The following is a 16,963-nucleotide window of genomic DNA, read 5'->3' on the forward strand; positions in this document are numbered from 1 at the left end:
GCTGTCGCCGGGGCATGATGAACGCTGTTCGTCCCGGAAGCCATAAAATCGAGTGTCGGGCATTATCGCACCCTCAACGCACGGCGCAAGGCGCGGAACAGCGGCTTTTCCGGCGACAGGTCTCTGCGGAGGCGCTGTGAACCCATCCCTGGGCGCTACTTTTGCCATCCATGGCAAAAGACCTCCGCTGCGACCTGTCCCCGGCGCCGCTCGCAGCCGTATGACCGAGCGCAGACACTTTTCGCAGGCCTTGGGAAGCGCTGAACAAATTGACGAGCGAGATGAAGCACAAGGCGCACGGAGCACAGTACCGAGCGAAGCGACAAACAGCCGTAGGCTGGGCCCCGAAGGGGCGAGAAGCCGAAGGCTGCGAGTCAACCGGAGCCTATGAGGTATATGTGAGGATTCCGACCGGGCTGGCGCACCAGCACCGCGCAACGCAGTGATTCGCTCGCGCAGGCATTTGTGCAGTGTTTCCCTAGCGGTATTTGAGGCGCACGCCATCCTGCCCCTCCACCTCGCGCAGCGCGATCAGCAGCTCGTCGCTGGGCGCCACGCGCCACTGCGCATCGAGCTCCATCCAGCCGGCGGCCACGTCGTTGCGGTAGCGCAGCCGTACCGGCAGGCCACCGTCGTCGCGGTGCGGCGTGAGGCTCGCGCGCAGCGAGTCGATCAACCGACCGTTGACCCGGGTGCCGTCCAGCGACAACTCCACCGCCTCGCCGTAGCGGGCACGGGCGGCCACCATCGGCGTGACCTCCTTGCCGCGTAGGCGCAGGCCACCGGAGAAGTCGTCGCTGGAGACCTCGCCCTCGACGATCAGCACCTGATCGGCCTCGATCTGGCCGCGCAGACTATCGAACAGCTCGCCGAACAGCGACGCCTCGATGCGCCCGGTGCGGTCGTCCAGGGTGATGAAGGCCATGGTGTCGCCACGCTTGGACTTCATGGTACGCATGGCCACCACCAGGCCCGCCACCCGCTGCGGCTCGCGCGAGGGCTTGAGGTCGCTGATACGGGTGGAAACGAAGCGCGCCAGCTCCTTCTCGTACTCGTCGATGGGATGCCCGGTGAGGTAGAGCCCCAAGGTCTCCTTCTCGCCGGCCAGACGCTCCTTGTCGGTCCATTCGCGGGCACGACGATAGGCCTCGTAGGGGTCGCTCTCGGCCTCGGTGTCGACGAAAGCCTCACCGAACATATCCATCATGCCCAGGTTCTGGTTGGTCTGGGTCTGGGCCGCCGCGCGAATGGCGTCGTCGAGCGCGGCGGCGAGCACCGCCCGGTTCGGCCCCAGATTATCCAGCGCCCCGGAGCGGATCAGCGCCTCCAAGGTGCGCTTGTTCATGCGCTTGGGGTCGACCCGGCGGCAGAAGTCGAACAGGTCGGCAAACGGCCCGTCGGCCTCGCGCGCCTCGACGATGGCACCGATGGGCCCCTCGCCCACGCCGCGGATCGCTCCCAGGCCGTAGACCACGCGCCCATCGGTATCCACGGTGAACTTATAGGCGCCGATGTTGACGTCCGGCGGCGTCACGGTAAGGCCGATACGCCGCGACTCCTCGATCAGCGGCACCACCTTGTCGAGGTTGTCCATCTCGGTGGACATGACCGCGGCCATGAATGGGCCGGGGTAATGTGTCTTGAGCCAGGCGGTCTGGTACGAAACCAGGCCATAGGCCGCCGAGTGCGACTTGTTGAAGCCGTAGCCGGCGAACTTCTCCACCAGGTCGAAGATGTTGCCGGCCAGCTCCTTGTCGATGCCGTTGGCCGCGCAGCCCTCCATGAAGCCGGCGCGCTGCTTGGCCATCTCCTCGGGCTTCTTCTTGCCCATCGCCCGGCGCAGCATGTCGGCCTGGCCCAGGCTGTAACCCGCCAGCACCTGGGCGATCTGCATCACCTGCTCCTGGTAGAGGATGATGCCGTAGGTGGGCTCCAGCACCGGCTTGAGCCACTCATGCTGGTAATCGGGGTGCGGGTAGGAGATCTCGGCGCGGCCGTGCTTACGGTTGATGAAGTCGTCGACCATGCCCGACTGCAGCGGTCCCGGGCGGAACAGCGCCACAAGCGCGATCATGTCCTCCAGCGAGTCGGGCAGCAGGCGCTTGATCAGCTCCTTCATGCCGCGCGATTCGAGCTGGAACACCGCCGTGGTCTCGGCGCGCTTGAGCATCTCGAAGGTGGGACCGTCGTCGAGCGGGATGCTGTCGATGTCAAGCGGCCCTTCACCCTTGGCGGCACGCACCTTGTCGACCATCTCCAGCGCCCAGTCGATGATGGTCAGCGTGCGCAGGCCGAGGAAGTCGAACTTGACCAGCCCGGCCTCCTCGATGTCGTTCTTGTCGAACTGCACCACCAGACCGTTGCCCTCCTCGTCGCACAGCAGCGGCGAGAAGTCGGTCAGCTTGGTCGGCGCGATCACCACGCCGCCGGCGTGTTTGCCGGTGCCGCGGGTGATGCCCTCGAGCTTGACCGCCATCTCCCAGATTTCGGCGGCCTCCTCGTCGTTCTCGACGAACTCCTTGAGCGCCGGCTCCGCCTCGATGGCCTTGGCCAGGGTCATGCCCACTTCGAAGGGGATCAGCTTGGAGAGCTTGTCGCCCAGCGAGTAGGGCTTGCCCTGGGCGCGCGCCACGTCGCGCACAACCGCCTTGGCCGCCATGGTGCCGAAGGTGACGATCTGCGACACCGCGTTGCGGCCGTAGCGGTCGGCCACGTACTCGATCACCCGGTCGCGCTTCTCCATGCAGAAGTCGACGTCGAAGTCGGGCATCGAGACCCGCTCGGGGTTCAAGAAGCGCTCGAACAGCAGGTCGTATTCCAGCGGATCGAGGTCGGTGATCTTCTGCGCGTAGGCCACCAGCGAGCCGGCGCCGGAGCCGCGCCCCGGCCCCACCGGAACGTCGTTGTCCTTGGCCCACTGAATGAAGTCCATCACGATCAGGAAGTAGCCGGGGAAACCCATCTGGATGATGATGTCGAGCTCGAAGTCGAGGCGCTCGCGATAGCGCTTGTCGATCTCGGCGAACTCGGCGCCATCGCGCGGGTACTTCTCGGCCGGATAGAGGAAGTCGAGGCGTTCGGTCAGGCCGTCGTGTGACACCTTGCGGAAGTACTCGTCCTGGGTCATGCCCTCGGGAATCTCGAACTCCGGCAGGAATATCTCGCCCAGGCGCACGTCGACGTTGCAGCGCGCGGCGATCATGACACTGTTCTCGAGCGCCTCGGGAATGTCGGCGAACAGCTCCGCCATCTCCGCCGGGCTCTTGAGGTACTGCTCTTCGGTATACTTGCGCTCGCGGCGCGGGTCGTCCAGCGCCTTGCCTTCGCCGATGGAAACGCGGGTCTCGTGGGCCCAGAAGTCGTCTCGTTCGAGGAAGCGCACGTCGTTGGTGGCCACCACCGGCGTGCCCGAGGCCACGGCGAGCTCCACCGAGAGATGCACGCACTCCTCCTCCAGCGGCCGCCCGGTACGGGTCAGCTCCAGGTAGAAGCGATCCGGAAAAGCGGCCTTCCATTCTTCGAGCAGGGCGTGTGCCTCGTCGCGATGATCGGCCAGCAGATGGCGGCCGATCTCGCCCTCGCGACCGCCGGAGAGCGCGATCAGCCCCTCGCTCTGCGCGAGCACCCAGGTCTTCTCCAGCACGGCGCGCCCTTGACGCTGCCCTTCCATCCAACCGCGCGAGATCAGTTCGGTGAGGTTGCGGTAGCCAACTTCGTTCATTGACAGTAGTGTCAACCGGTAGGGGTGCCCTTCATCATGGGGGTTGGCGAGCCATAAATCGGCACCGATCACCGGCTTGAGCCCGCTGCCCTGGGCGCCGCGGTAGAACTTGACCAGGCCGAACAGGTTGGCCTCGTCGGTCACGGCCAGGGCCGGCATGCCCTGCTCGGCGGTGGCCTTGAGCAACGGTTTGAGTCGCACCAGGCCGTCGACCAGTGAGTACTCGGTGTGGACACGAAGGTGTACGAAAGGCGTGGTCATGATGGACTCGGCGCTTGGCAGTGAATGAACCGCACGTAAACAGGGCGAACAGGCAAACGCAAACTTGGGCTGACCGACCGTGCTAGAGCAGCGCCAGCTGTCCCTTCAACGGAGCGAAGCTGCGGCGGTGCTCGGGCAAGGGCCCGTGGCGCTCCAGGGCGTCCAGGTGCTCAGGCGTCGGATAGCCCTTGTGGCGGGCGAAGCCGTACTCGGGATACAGGGCATCGAGCGCCACCATCTGCGCATCGCGAGCCACCTTGGCCAGAATCGAGGCGGCGGCAATGGCCGGGTGACGGGCATCGCCCTTGACCACCGCCTGGCCGGGGACATGATGCCCGGGCAGGCGATTGCCGTCCACCAGCAGGTATTCCGGCACCAACGGCAGCGCATCGATGGCTCGGCGCATGGCCAGGTGAGTGGCGTGGTAGATATTGAGCTCGTCGACCTCGGCATGATTCGCCTCGGCCACGGCGAAGGCCAGCGCCTTGTCGCGGATCTCGGCATCGAGCTCGACGCGTCGCTGCGGCGAGAGCTTCTTGGAGTCGGTCAGGCCCGCGATCGGCCGCAGCGGGTCGAGGATGGCGGCGGCGGCGACCACCGCGCCGATCAACGGCCCTCGGCCGACCTCGTCGACACCGGCCAGCAGATGGCCCTGATAGTCGACCACCAGAGAAGGAAACGGACAGTCAATCATGTCTCTTCTCTCCCTGACTTGCGCCTGGCTCAATCAGCGCCGGTCTCAGCCCCTCCTCGCTCGACAACGAGGCGGGCAGCGAGTGCCCTTCCACCAGCGCCTCGATGGCATCGCAGGCTCGAGCACTGGCATTGCGCCGCAACCCGGCGTGCATGTCGGCGAAACGCGACTCGAGTTCGGCGCGTTCCTCTTCGTCGTCGAGCAGCCCCGCGAGGCGCTCGGCAATCGCCTCGGGCGTGGCGGCGTCCTGAATCAGCTCCGGCACCAGGGTTTCCCGGGCGATCAGGTTGGGCAGCGAGATCCACTCGGTCTTGACCAGCCGCCTCGCCAGCCAATGGGTCATCGGCGCCATCCGGTAGGCCACCAGCATGGCGCGATGGCACAGCATCGCCTCGAGCGCCGCCGTACCCGAAGCCAGCAGCACAGCGTCGCTGGCCACCATCGCCTGACGGGCCCGGCCGTCAAGCAGCGTGACTCGCTCGTCGAGCAGCGGCCGGCATTCGAGAAGTTGTTCCAGTGCCTGGCGGCGTAGCGGGGTCGCGGCCGGAATCAATACCCTCAACGCCGGCCGTTCGCGACACAGCCGCTCGGCGGCATCGAGGAACGTCTCACCGAGATAGCGAATTTCGTTGGCCCGGGAGCCGGGCAGCACGGCCAGCACCGGATCGCCAGAGGGTAGGCCGAGTTCGGCACGCGCCCCGGCGCGATCATTGACCAGCGGCAGTTCGTCGGCCAGCGGATGGCCGACGAAGGCCACCGGCAGCCGATGCCGTTCGTAGAAGGCCGCTTCGAAGGGCAGGAGGGCCAACACAGCGTCCACCGAGCGGGCGATTCCCTTGACCCTGCCCTGCCGCCACGCCCATACCGTTGGGCTAACGTAATGGACGGTGGTGAGGCCGGCTTCTCGCAGCTGCCGCTCGAGTCCCAGATTGAAGTCGGGGGCGTCGATGCCGATCATGATATCCGGCCCCCAGGCCAGCGCATCGGCACGCAGGGCGCGTCGCACCCGGATCAGCTCGGGCAGGTGTTTGAGCACCTCGATCAATCCCATGATCGAGAGCGTTTCCAGCGGGAAGCGGCTATCGATGCCCTCGGCGATCATGCCGGCCCCCCCGATACCGCGGAATGCCACCTGCGGATGGCGCGCTTTCAGGGCGCGCATCAGGCTGGCACCGAGCTGGTCGCCGGACATCTCGCCAGCGACGATATAGACGCGCTTGATCTCGCTCATGGCAGGCCCTACAGCGCCGGTCAGCGCACAATACCTCGCGTCGACACCTCGATCGAGGCAGCGAAGGTCTCGGTCTCGGCCAACGAAAAACGGCGACGAATCTCTTCGAGCGCCTGAGTCACGGTGAAGCCCTGCCGATAGACCAGCTTGTAGGCCTCGCTCAATGCCCTGATCGCCTCCGATGAAAAGCCGCGACGCTTGAGGCCAACCAGATTCAATCCGTGGACCTGGGCCGGGTTGCCGTTGATCATGACGAAGGCCGGGGTGTCCTTGGTGATGATCGAGCCGCCACCGGCCATGGCATGCGCGCCGAAGTGGCAGAACTGATGAATGGCCGACAACCCGCCGAGGATGGCGAAATCGCCCACCGTCACATGGCCGGCCAGGGTCACCTGGTTGGCCAGCACGCAGTCGTTGCCGATCACGCAGTCGTGCCCTACGTGCACGTAGGCCATGAACAGATTGCGTGACCCGATGGTGGTCTCGCCACGATCCTGTGCGGTGCCGCGATGCAGCGTCACTCCTTCGCGAATGACGTTGTCATCGCCCATCACCAGGCGCGTTGGCTCACCGGCGTACTTCTTGTCCTGGCAATCTTCGCCCACCGAAGCGAACTGAAAGATGCGGGTTCGCGCCCCCAGTACGGTCGGCCCCTTGACGACCACATGGGGGCCGATGCGACTGCCGGGCCCGATTTCCACATCGGGCCCGATCACGCAAAAAGGCCCGACCTCCACATCCTCGGCCAGACATGCCCCCGGATCGACGATGGCAGTGGAATGAATCAAGCAACCTTCCTCTCGGCACAGATGATATCGGCCTCACAGGCCAGCTCGCCGTCTACAGTAGCACGGCAGGCGAACTTCCAGATGCCGCGTTTTTCACGTTCAACCTTCGCTTCCAGCACCAGGCAGTCGCCCGGCATCACCGGTCGCTTGAAACGCACGTTGTCACTCCCTACCAGATAATAAACATAGCCGTCCGCGGGCAGCTTGTTGACCGTCTTGAAGCCGAGAATGCCGCAGGCCTGCGCCAGCGCCTCGAGAACCAGCACGCCGGGCATGATCGGGTGATGCGGGAAGTGGCCGTTGAAGAACGGCTCGTTGATGCTGACGTTCTTGTAGGCAACGATGGATTCGCCAAGCGCGAGTTCCGTCACTCGGTCCACCAGCAGGAAGGGGTAGCGGTGCGGCAGATACTCACGAATCTCGTTGATGTCCATTACCATCGTAGCGACCTCTGAAATGAAGTTGGGAAGCCTGCGCGAGCATTGGCATCGCGGCCGGCTTCCCGAAAAGACCCGCATACGGCACGGGCAGGCGTGGATTATAGCCACGTCCGTCCTCGCCTCAACCCTCCTGGTCGCGTTTCTCCAGCCGTACCAGGCGACGTGCGATGTCGTCCAGCTGCTTGAAGCGCACTGCGTTCCTGCGCCATTGGGCGTTGGGCATGGCACCGGTACCCGAAGAGTAGACGCCCGGCTCATGGATCGAGTTGGTCACCAGGCTCATGCCGGTGACCTGCACGCCGTCACATATCGTCAGGTGGCCGGACAGCCCCACGCCGCCACCCAGCATACAGTTCCTGCCCACGCGGGTGGAGCCGGCAATGCCGACGCAGCCGGCCAGGGCGCTGTGGTCGCCAATGCGCACGTTATGCGCGATCTGCACCTGGCTGTCGATCTTTACGTCATTACCGATCACGGTGTCGTCAAGAGCGCCGCGATCGATGCTCGAGCAGCTCCCCACCTCGACGTCGTCACCCAGTACCACGCCGCCGAGCTGAGCGATCTTGTGCCAGCGGCCGCCATCATGGGCGAAACCGAAGCCATCCGCCCCGATGACGCAGCCGCTGTGGAGAATCGCTCGCTTGCCGATGACCACGCCGTAGCTGACGGTCACGTTGGGGTGGAGCCGCGACTCGGCGCCGATGCAAGTATGTGCGCCGATCACGCATCCGGCCCCGATCACCACATCGTCACCAAGTTCCACGCCGGCCTCGACCACCGCGTTGGGACCGATCTCGACCCGATCTCCCATGGCCACGTCATCGGCCACCACGGCCGTGGGGTGAACGCCTCCCTGTGGCGGCGCCAGGCTGGGATCGAAGAGTCGCGACAACTGGGCGTAGCCCAGGTAGGGGTTGTCCAGTTCCAGACGAGCGACCGGGCAAACGTCGGCGTGTTTGGAGTGAAGCAGCACGGCGCCGGCCCGTGTCGTGGCCAGGTCCTTGAGGTAGGAGCGGTTGGCGACGAAGGCGACCTGGTCGGGACCGGCCTCCTTCAGGGTGGCCAGCCCCGTCATCCGGCGGGCTTCGTCGCCGCCCACCAGGTGGGCGCCAAGTCGCTCGGCCAGCTCGGCCAGGGTGAAGTCGGGAGAGGCAGGGTGCGTCATGAAAACCCGTATCGTGTGGCGGTGGCGACCGCCCGTATCAGTTGAGAGAATTGAGAATTTCGACCACTTCACTCGTGAGGTTGGGCAGGTCCCGCTCGGAGTGCAACACCCCCTGCGGTTCCACCAGAATCTCGACGCCGTGACGCTCGATCACCTGTTCCACGGCCTGCTCCAGCTTTGGCTCCGCCTCCTGCAGGAAAGCTTCTTCGGCGCTTCGCTGCTCCTCCATGATCTGCTGGCGCAGCTGCTCGAAGCGGCTTCCCTTCTGCTGAAACTCCTGAATCAGCGTGCGACGCTCGGCATCGGGTAGCGTCTCGCCCTCCTGCTGCAGGCGCTGCTGCAATTGCGACAGTTCCTGACCCAGCGACTGCGCTTCCTGCTGTTGGCCGCTCAGGCGGCTCTCCAGCTCGCTCATGGAACGCTGCGCAGCGTCAGAGGTGAACAGCGCCTGGCGCCAGTCCAGCACGGCGACCTCGGCGGCCAGGGCCGGCAATGCCACCGCCGCGACCAGCCCCAGGCAGAAGGTGACGATTGACTTACGCATGGCGTACCCCTTGGCAAATCGGATCAGAACGTCTGACCCAGAGAGAATTGGAAGAACTGAGTATCGTCGCCGCTCTTGTCGTTGAGCGGTTCGGCGATGCTGAAGGTCAGCGGTCCCACCGGGGTCAGCCAGGAGAGCCCAACGCCGACGCTATAGCGCAGATCGCCCAGGTCGACGCCCGACGAACAGTTCGACGGGCCATCTTCGGGCATGACCGGATAGCAGCTGGTCAGGAAGGTATTGCCCGCGTCGAGGAAGAAACCGGTCTGCATCGAACGACGATCCTCGATGAACGGCAGCGGAAAGAGCAGCTCGGCGCTGCCCTCGACCAGCACGTTGCCACCCAGGGTGCGGTCGCGCCCGGACTCGCGCGGCGTGGTGCGCTCACCCAGCGTGTTGGCGGTGAAGCCTCGCACCGACCCCAGCCCTCCGGCGAAGAAGTTTTCGTAGAACGGGTAGGGGTCGTTGCCGATGCTGTCGGCGTAGCCCAGCGTGGTACCGAACTTCAGCGTCCAGGTTTCCTCCTCGTTGAGCGGGAAGAGCTGTTGGGCCCGGGCGCGCAGCTTATAGTAGTCGGCATCGCTGCCGGGAGCGGCGGTCTCCAGCGACAGGCGCTGATAGTTGCCCGAGGTCGGCATGATGCCGCGGTTGAGGTTGTTGCGCGTCCAGCTTGCCGTAAGCTTGAGACTCTGGGCGTTGTCGCCCTGCTCTTCGGCATAGCGCACGATCTCGGAGGCGGTGTCGCGATAGGTCTTGATGGTCAGATCCTCGACGCTGGCGCCGAAGTTGAGCCGCGAGAGTTCGCTGATCGGGTAACCGAAGTTGATCCCCGCACCGTAGGCGTCGGTGGAGTAGGTCGAGATATCCGAATCTTCGTAGTCGGTTTCGCGATAGAAGATGTTGTACCCGCGAGAGATGCCGTCCAAAGTCCAGTAGGGATCGGTGTAACCGAAGTTGACGCTGGTGAAGGTGTCACTGCGCTGGGCACCGATGTTGACGCGATTGCCGGTCCCCAGGAAATTGTTCTGGGCCAGCGCCGCGCCGTAGATCACCCCTGCGCTCTGCGAGAAACCGATACTCGCCGAGACCGAGCCGGAGGGCTGCTCTTCGACGGTATAGGTGACATCGAGCTTGTCGGGTTCACCGGCCACCGGCTGGGTCTCCACTTCGACCTGACTGAAGAAGCCCAGGCGCTCCAGGCGCCGACGCGACTGGCTGATCGAGTCGGTGGAAGCCGGCGCTCCCTCCATCTGGATCATCTCGCGTCGTAGCACCTCGTCCTGCGTGGTGGTGTTGCCGATGAAGTTGATGCGACGCACGTAGGCACGGCGTCCCGGATCGACGCTGAAGGTGAGATCGACCGTCTCGCCATCGGCCCGCGGCTCGGGCACGCCCTCGACCCGGGCGAAGGCGAAACCCTCGGCCCCCAGCCGGGAGCGCAGCGCCTCGGTGGAGGCGGTGACGTCACTGCGCGAGAAGATCTCCCCGCTCTCTACCTGCAGCAGCTCGCGGGCTTCCCGCTCGCCGATACGCAAGTCGCCGGCGAAGCGAATGTCGCCCAGGCGGTACTGGCCGCCCTCGTCGACGTTGACGGTAACGAAGATCTGCGACTTGTCGGGACTGATCGAGACCTGGGTGGAAGTGATGTTGAAGTTGACGTAGCCGCGATCGAGATAGAAGGAGCGCAGCCGCTCGAGGTCACCGGCCAGCGCTTCGCGTGAATACTCGTCCTTGGAGAACCAGCCGAAGAAGCGCCCGGGGCGGTCGTTGAGTTCGAAGACATCGCGCAGCTCCTCGTCGTCGAATTGGCGGTTGCCGACGATGTTGATCTGACGAATCTTGGCCACCGCACCTTCGTCGATATCGATATCGACCTGGACCCGGCCTTCGTCGATCTCGCTTACGCTGGTATCGATGCGCGCGCTGTAACGACCCTGGGCCTGGTAGACCCCCTCGAGTTCGCGCTGGATCTCTTCCAGCGTGGAGAGCTGCAGCACTTGACCCTCGGCCAAGCCTGCCTCGCTCAGGCCGCGGCGCAGGTCCTCCTCGGAGAGCTGCTTGTTACCGCTGATGCTGAGCCGTGAGATGGTCGGCCGTTCCACCACCTGAATGACCAGCACGTCGCCGTCACGGGCGAGCTGGATGTCCTCGAACAGGCCGGTGGCAAACAGGCTGCGGGCCGCCTCGGCGAGCTCACGGTCGTCCACCCTGTCGCTGGCGCTGATGGGAAAGGCATTGAAGACGGAGGCAGCGGAAACTCGCTGCAGCCCCTCCACGCGTATGTCGGAAACTTCAAAGGGTTCGGCCAGTACCTGACTGGAACCGGCCAGCAGCAGAGCCGCCAGTCCGAGGGTCTTGATATTCATGCAGTCGCTTCGCTCGCGTTGATCCGCCTGCCTGTCCAGACGGGCACCTTATACATATATGCGGGTGACTGACAAGGCGGAGCCGAGCTCCACCTCCCTGTGTCCCCGACAGGGGAGTGAGTCGCTCGCTACCAGAGACGCATCAGATCGAAATAGAGCGCCATCAGCATCAGCGTGGCGACCAGTGCCAGGCCGATGCGCAATCCGAATGCCTGGGTCCGCTCCGACACCGGCCGGCCGCGAACCACCTCGACGAAATAATAAAGCAGATGCCCCCCGTCCAGCACCGGTATCGGCAGCAGGTTGAGCACCGCCAGGCTGATCGACACGTAGGCCAGGAAGCTGACGAAGGTCTCAAGTCCGGTGCGCGCCGTATCCCCCGCCATCTGGGCGATAGTGATAGGACCCGACAGGTTGGACGGCGAGATCAGCCCGATCAGCATCTTGCGGATTGCGTCCAGGGTCAGCACGGTCATCTCGCCGGTGCGCATGACCGCCTGCCCCATGGCGGCGAGCGGCCCGTAGCGAATCTCCCGATGATACTCCTCGGGCCACTCCACCGGCACCACACCGGCGCCAACGTAGCCGATCGTCGCACCGTCCTCGATCTCCCTGGGGTCGGGCTCGAGGTTCAGCGTCAACCGCTCCTCGCCCCGCGCCACATCCAGCGCCAGCGTCTCGCCGGGACTTGCCCGCACCACGCTGACGAAATCCATCCACTCGTCGACCGGATTGCCGTTCACGGCGAGAACCTCGTCGCCTGGCTGCAACCCTGCCTCGGCGGCGGCCTCGCCATCGACAATCTGCCCCAGCACGGCGGGAAAACGCGGCTGCCAAGGCGTGATACCGAGGCTTGCCAACGGCTGGGGAGGATCCTGGCGGACCAGGAAGTTCTCCACCGGGAGCCGGTGCTCGCGGGGCTCCGACTCGGCATCGTCGCGAGCCTGGAGCGTCAGCTCGCCGCTGGCGCCGATTCGAGCGATCAGGCGCAGATTGATCTCGTCCCAGGAGCGTACCTCCCCCCCTTCCACCGCGACGATTTCCTGGCCGCTCTGCAAGCCGCTGCGCGCGGCCGGTGAGTCGGGCGCGATATCGCCCACCACCGGCGCCACCGTGGTGGTGCCGGCCACGAAGAGCGCCCAGTACGCCACGATCGCCAGCAGGAAGTTGGCCAGCGGCCCCGCCGCGACGATAGCAATCCGGCGCCATACCGACTGACGGTTGAACGCCTCGTCGAGCTGTTCGTCGGGCACCGGCCCCTCGCGCTCGTCGAGCATCTTGACGTAGCCGCCGAGAGGAATCGCCGCCACGGCGAACTCGGTCCCGTGGCGATCGACACGGGACCAGATCGGCTTGCCGAAGCCCACCGAGAAGCGCAACACCCTGACGCCGCAGCGACGCGCCACCCAGTAATGGCCGAACTCGTGGAAGGTGATCAACACCCCCAGCACCACGATGATGGCCAAAATATTCTGGATCAGGCCCAAGACACTCTCCTTGACAACAAACAGACAACAGGGAACATGCGCACCGCTTCAGCGCCGCTGCAGCCAATCGTGCGCCGCCCGGCGTGCCCGCGCGTCGGCTTCGAGGATGGTTTCAAGATCCCCCGCCGGCTCCATCGGCAGTGCCCCCAGGATTCGCTCAACCAGCTCACCGATACCGGTGAACGCCAGCCGACCGGCGAGAAAGGCGTCTACTGCAACCTCGTTGGCCCCATTCAGCATCGCCGGCGCCGTGCCACCTGCCGCCATCGCTTCCCGAGCCAGGCGCAGGCAGGGGAAGGCCGCTTCATCGGGCGCCTCGAAGTCGAGCCGAGCGACCCGGAACAGGTCGAGGGCCTCGACGCCGGCCTCAATGCGCTCAGGCCAGGCCAGGCCATAGGCGATCGGCGTGCGCATGTCGGGGTTGCCCAGCTGCGCCAGCACCGAACCGTCGCTGTAGGCGGCCATCGAATGAATCACGCTCTGCGGGTGTACCACCACCTGCACCTGCTCGGGACGCGCATCGAAGAGCCAGCACGCCTCGATCAATTCGAGCCCCTTGTTCATCAAGGTGGCACTGTCGACGGAAATCTTGCGCCCCATGGACCAGTTGGGGTGGGCGCAGGCCTGCGCCGGCGTCACCGAAGCCAGCCGCTCGACCGGCCATCCGCGGAAGGGACCGCCGGAAGCGGTCAGCAGCAGCTGCGTCACGCCGTGGCGAGACAGTCCACCACGGTGCTCGGAAGGTAGACACTGGTAGATGGCATTGTGTTCGGAGTCGATCGGCAACAGGGTCGCGCCATGGCGGACCACGGCGTCCATGAACAGCGCCCCCGACATCACCAGCGCTTCCTTGTTGGCCAATAGCACGCGCTTGCCGGTGCGCACCGCGGCCATCGTCGGCAATAGCCCCGCGGCACCGACGATGGCCGCCATCACCACGTCGACCTCGGTGGCGCTGGCCGCCTCGACCAGGGCACCGACGCCGGCCCGCACCTCGGTCGGCAGCCCGGCTGCGACGAGGCGCTCGCGCAGCCAGGCGGCGTCGCGCTCGTGATCGAGCACCGCCAGCGCCGGGCGATGCCGGCGACACTGCGTCAACAGCGTCTCGCGCGAGCGATGCGCCGTCAGCGCATGCACGCGATAGCGTTCGGGATGACGGGCGATGACATCGAGCGTGCTGGTGCCAATGGAGCCGGTCGCGCCCAATACCGTAACGGTCTGCTGCCTTTTGCCCTGGCTCATGCTACAGCACTCCGAGGGAGAGCAGCGCGAGGAGCGGTACCGCTGCCGTCAGGCTGTCGATGCGATCCAGCACCCCCCCGTGGCCCGGCAACAGGTTGCTGGAGTCCTTGATGCCGCGGAAGCGCTTGAGCATGCTCTCGAGCAGGTCGCCGAGCACCGAGACCAGCGTTACCGCGACGGTGGTAAGCACGAGACCGAGACCGCCGACCGCCCCGAGCCGCTGCCAGACGGCGAAGACCACCGCCAGCGACAAGGTCACCGCCAGCCCCCCAAGCACGCCCTCCCAGGACTTGCCCGGGCTGACCGCCGGCGACAGCTTGCGCCGGCCCCAGGCACGCCCGCTGAAATAAGCGCCGATATCGGCGCCCCACACCAGCAGCAGCACGTACAGCAGCCATACGCCGCCCATGTCGCGCAGCACGTTGAAACCGACCCAGGCCGGCAGCAACACCCACAACCCCATGGCCAGTCGCGCGATCGTCGAGCCCCACTGGTCGCTCTTTGCCGGATAGTGCACCACCCAGTAGAGATTGATCGCCCAGCCGGCCACGGCGATCCACAGCGGCCAGGCGGCCAATGCTGCACCGAGCCACCACAGCAGCGCCATCAGCAGCGCCAGGCCGGTCACCAGCATCAGGCGACGACTCGCCACGGTAACGCCGGCCAGGTTGGTCCACTCCCAGGCCGCCAGCAACACGATGACGCCGGTGAAGGCGGCGAAGGCGCCACCGGCAAGGCCGAACAGGCCGGCCAGCATCAGCGGCGCCAGCCACGCCGCCGTGATGATCCGCTGCCTAAGCACCTTTTGCCTCGATCTGTTCGTCGGTCATGCCGAAGCGCCGCTGCCGCCGGCAGAAGTCATCAATCGCCATGTCGAAAGCCTGGCCATTGAAATCCGGCCACAGCAGCGGCGTGAAGTAGAGTTCGGCATAGGCCATTTGCCACAACAGGAAGTTGGAAATGCGCTGCTCGCCGCTGGTGCGAATGCACAGGTCGATCGGCGCCTCCTCGCCCAGGCAAAGTTCTCGCTGGAAAGCGTGCTCGTCGATGGCATCGGGTTCGATCTCGTTGCGCGCGATGCGCTCGGCCAAGTGCCGCGCGGCGTTGACGATGTCCCAGCGCCCGCCGTAGTTGGCGGCGACGACGAGGTGCAGGCCGGTATTGTCACGGGTGAGCTCTTCAGCCCGAACGATGTACTTCTGGATCGAGTCGGAGAAGGCAGTGCGGTCGCCGATGACCGAGAGCCGGATGCCATTGTCGTGGAGCTTGCGCACCTCGCGCTTGAGCGCGATGAGAAACAACTCCATCAAGGCGCGGACCTCGGCTTCGGGGCGGCGCCAGTTCTCGCTGGAGAAGGCGAACAGGGTCAGGGTCTGGATGCCACGCTCGGCGGCGCGTCGGATCACTGCACGCACTGCCTCGACGCCGGCCCGATGGCCACGAATGCCGGAGAGACCGCGCGCACGCGCCCAGCGGTTGTTGCCATCCATGATGATCGCCACGTGGCGTGGCAGGTCGTCACCGGGCGGTTTGGGAGGCATCTGGGATGCGGAGGTCGGCGCTGACGTCATGGTGTCTCGCATTGGGGTGGGAGAACCGGGTGGAGCGCAAGGGACGGCGCCCACCCGGCGCCGCTCAGACCTGCATCAGGTCGTGTTCCTTCACTTCGAGCAGCTTGTCGATTTCGGCAATGTACTTGTCGGTCAGCTTCTGGATCGCGTCCTCGGCGCGGTGCTGCTCGTCTTCGGAGATTTCCTTCTCCTTGAGCAGAGACTTGAGGTCGCTGTTGGCATCACGACGCACGTTGCGCACCGCCACCCGGGCGTTCTCGGCCTCGGCGCGAGCCTGCTTGATGTACCCCTTGCGGGTCTCCTCGGTGAGCATCGGCATCGGCACGCGGATCACGTTGCCGGCGCTCGCCGGGTTCAGGCCCAGATCGGAGGTCATGATCGCCTTCTCGATCTTGGGCACCATGTTCTGCTCCCATGGCACCACCGAAAGCGTACGGGCGTCTTCCACGTTGACCGAAGCAACTTGGTTGAGCGGTACCTGGCTGCCGTAATACTCCACGGTGACCGAATCGAGAATGCTGGAGTGCGCGCGCCCGGTACGAATCTTGTTGAAGTTGGCATGAAGGGCGTCGAGGCTCTTCTTCATGCGACTTTCAGCGTCTTTCTGGATGTCATTGATCACGGTGTCAACCTCTGTCTATCAGCGTGCCTTCCTTGCCGCCCATCACCAGATTCAGCAGGGCGCCCGGCTTATTCATATTGAAGACGCGGACCGGCATGTCATGGTCCCGCACCAGGCAGATAGCGGTCAAATCCATGATACCGAGCTTCTGATCGAGCGCATCATCGTAGCTCAGGTGATCGTACTTGACCGCATCGGTGTGCTTCACCGGATCCTTGTCGTAGACACCATCCACCTTGGTGGCCTTGACCACTACGTCGGCATCGATCTCGATGCCGCGCAGGCAGGCGGCGGAATCGGTGGTGAAGAAGGGATTGCCGGTACCGGCCGAGAACAATACCACGTCTCCGGACGTCAGGTAGCGAATGGCGGTACGGCGGTCGTAGTGCTCGACCACACCGCTCATGGGAATCGCCGACATCACGCGGGAGCGGATGTTGGAACGCTCCAGCGCGTCGCGCATGGCCAGGGCGTTCATGACCGTCGCCAGCATGCCCATGTGGTCGCCGGTGACCCGATCCATGCCGGCCGCGTTGAGCGCGGCACCGCGGAACAGGTTGCCGCCACCGATGACGATGCCGACCTGAACGCCGATACCCACCAGCTGACCGATCTCCAGCGCCATGCGGTCGAGTACCTGAGGGTCGATGCCGAAGTCGTGCTCCCCCATCAGGGCTTCGCCGGAGAGCTTCAGCAGGATGCGCTTGTACTTCGACTTGTCGGTACGGGACTTGTCGGACCGGGACTTGGTGTCCGGCTCGTGGGGGGCGTCACTGCGATCGGCTGGGGCCATGGCGTCTCTCCTGAGGGTCAACGGATGAAGCAACTCTA

General features: G+C 65.2%; 14 protein-coding genes. All 14 read right to left on the minus strand.

Features of this window, described 5'->3' with window-relative positions; all coding sequences use genetic code 11:
* Nucleotides 1–478: 478 nt before the first annotated feature.
* Entirely contained in the window at nt 479–3,982 is a 3,504-nt protein-coding gene (gene dnaE / locus F0A17_RS12625; protein ID WP_149328682.1) for a DNA polymerase III subunit alpha, read from the minus strand.
* 82 nt (nt 3,983–4,064) lie between these two features.
* Nucleotides 4,065–4,676 carry a ribonuclease HII gene (gene rnhB / locus F0A17_RS12630; RefSeq protein ID WP_149328683.1) on the minus strand — a complete coding sequence of 204 codons (612 nt, stop codon included), beginning with the start codon at nt 4,674–4,676 and terminating at the stop codon, nt 4,065–4,067.
* The gene (gene lpxB, locus F0A17_RS12635; protein ID WP_149328684.1) at nt 4,669–5,907 is read right to left on the minus strand and encodes a lipid-A-disaccharide synthase; all 1,239 of its coding nucleotides are present in this window, start codon (nt 5,905–5,907) and stop codon (nt 4,669–4,671) included. Before lpxB ends, rnhB begins: the two co-directional genes overlap by 8 nt.
* Nucleotides 5,908–5,927: 20 nt before the next feature.
* Nucleotides 5,928–6,695, minus strand: coding sequence for an acyl-ACP--UDP-N-acetylglucosamine O-acyltransferase (lpxA, locus tag F0A17_RS12640; RefSeq protein ID WP_149328685.1), 768 nt, complete (start codon nt 6,693–6,695; stop codon nt 5,928–5,930).
* A complete protein-coding gene (fabZ, locus tag F0A17_RS12645) occupies nt 6,692–7,135 on the minus strand; it encodes a 3-hydroxyacyl-ACP dehydratase FabZ (RefSeq protein WP_149328686.1) in 444 nt (147 codons plus the stop codon). Before fabZ ends, lpxA begins: the two co-directional genes overlap by 4 nt.
* Nucleotides 7,136–7,256: 121 nt before the next feature.
* Nucleotides 7,257–8,300, minus strand: coding sequence for a UDP-3-O-(3-hydroxymyristoyl)glucosamine N-acyltransferase (gene lpxD / locus F0A17_RS12650; RefSeq protein WP_149328687.1), 1,044 nt, complete (start codon nt 8,298–8,300; stop codon nt 7,257–7,259).
* A 37-nt stretch (nt 8,301–8,337) separates the two neighbouring features.
* The gene (locus F0A17_RS12655; RefSeq protein WP_149328688.1) at nt 8,338–8,844 is read right to left on the minus strand and encodes an OmpH/Skp family outer membrane protein; all 507 of its coding nucleotides are present in this window, start codon (nt 8,842–8,844) and stop codon (nt 8,338–8,340) included.
* Between the two features lie 23 nt (nt 8,845–8,867).
* On the minus strand, nt 8,868–11,210 hold the full coding sequence (gene bamA / locus F0A17_RS12660) for an outer membrane protein assembly factor BamA (RefSeq protein WP_228716903.1): 2,343 nt from the start codon (nt 11,208–11,210) through the stop codon (nt 8,868–8,870).
* Between the two features lie 128 nt (nt 11,211–11,338).
* The gene (gene rseP / locus F0A17_RS12665; RefSeq protein ID WP_149328689.1) at nt 11,339–12,697 is read right to left on the minus strand and encodes a sigma E protease regulator RseP; all 1,359 of its coding nucleotides are present in this window, start codon (nt 12,695–12,697) and stop codon (nt 11,339–11,341) included.
* A 48-nt stretch (nt 12,698–12,745) separates the two neighbouring features.
* A complete protein-coding gene (ispC, locus tag F0A17_RS12670) occupies nt 12,746–13,939 on the minus strand; it encodes a 1-deoxy-D-xylulose-5-phosphate reductoisomerase (protein ID WP_149328690.1) in 1,194 nt (397 codons plus the stop codon).
* Between the two features lies 1 nt (nt 13,940).
* Nucleotides 13,941–14,741: a phosphatidate cytidylyltransferase gene (locus F0A17_RS12675; protein WP_149328691.1), complete on the minus strand. Its 801-nt coding sequence runs from the start codon at nt 14,739–14,741 to the stop codon at nt 13,941–13,943.
* On the minus strand, nt 14,734–15,510 hold the full coding sequence (gene uppS / locus F0A17_RS12680; RefSeq protein WP_149328692.1) for a polyprenyl diphosphate synthase: 777 nt from the start codon (nt 15,508–15,510) through the stop codon (nt 14,734–14,736). Before uppS ends, F0A17_RS12675 begins: the two co-directional genes overlap by 8 nt.
* A 64-nt stretch (nt 15,511–15,574) precedes the next feature.
* Nucleotides 15,575–16,132 carry a ribosome recycling factor gene (frr, locus tag F0A17_RS12685; protein WP_149328693.1) on the minus strand — a complete coding sequence of 186 codons (558 nt, stop codon included), beginning with the start codon at nt 16,130–16,132 and terminating at the stop codon, nt 15,575–15,577.
* Between the two features lie 4 nt (nt 16,133–16,136).
* Nucleotides 16,137–16,925, minus strand: coding sequence for a UMP kinase (gene pyrH / locus F0A17_RS12690; protein ID WP_149328694.1), 789 nt, complete (start codon nt 16,923–16,925; stop codon nt 16,137–16,139).
* Between the last annotated feature and the right edge of the window lie 38 nt (nt 16,926–16,963).

Source organism: Billgrantia pellis (assembly GCF_008297955.1).
GTDB lineage: Bacteria > Pseudomonadota > Gammaproteobacteria > Pseudomonadales > Halomonadaceae > Halomonas > Halomonas pellis.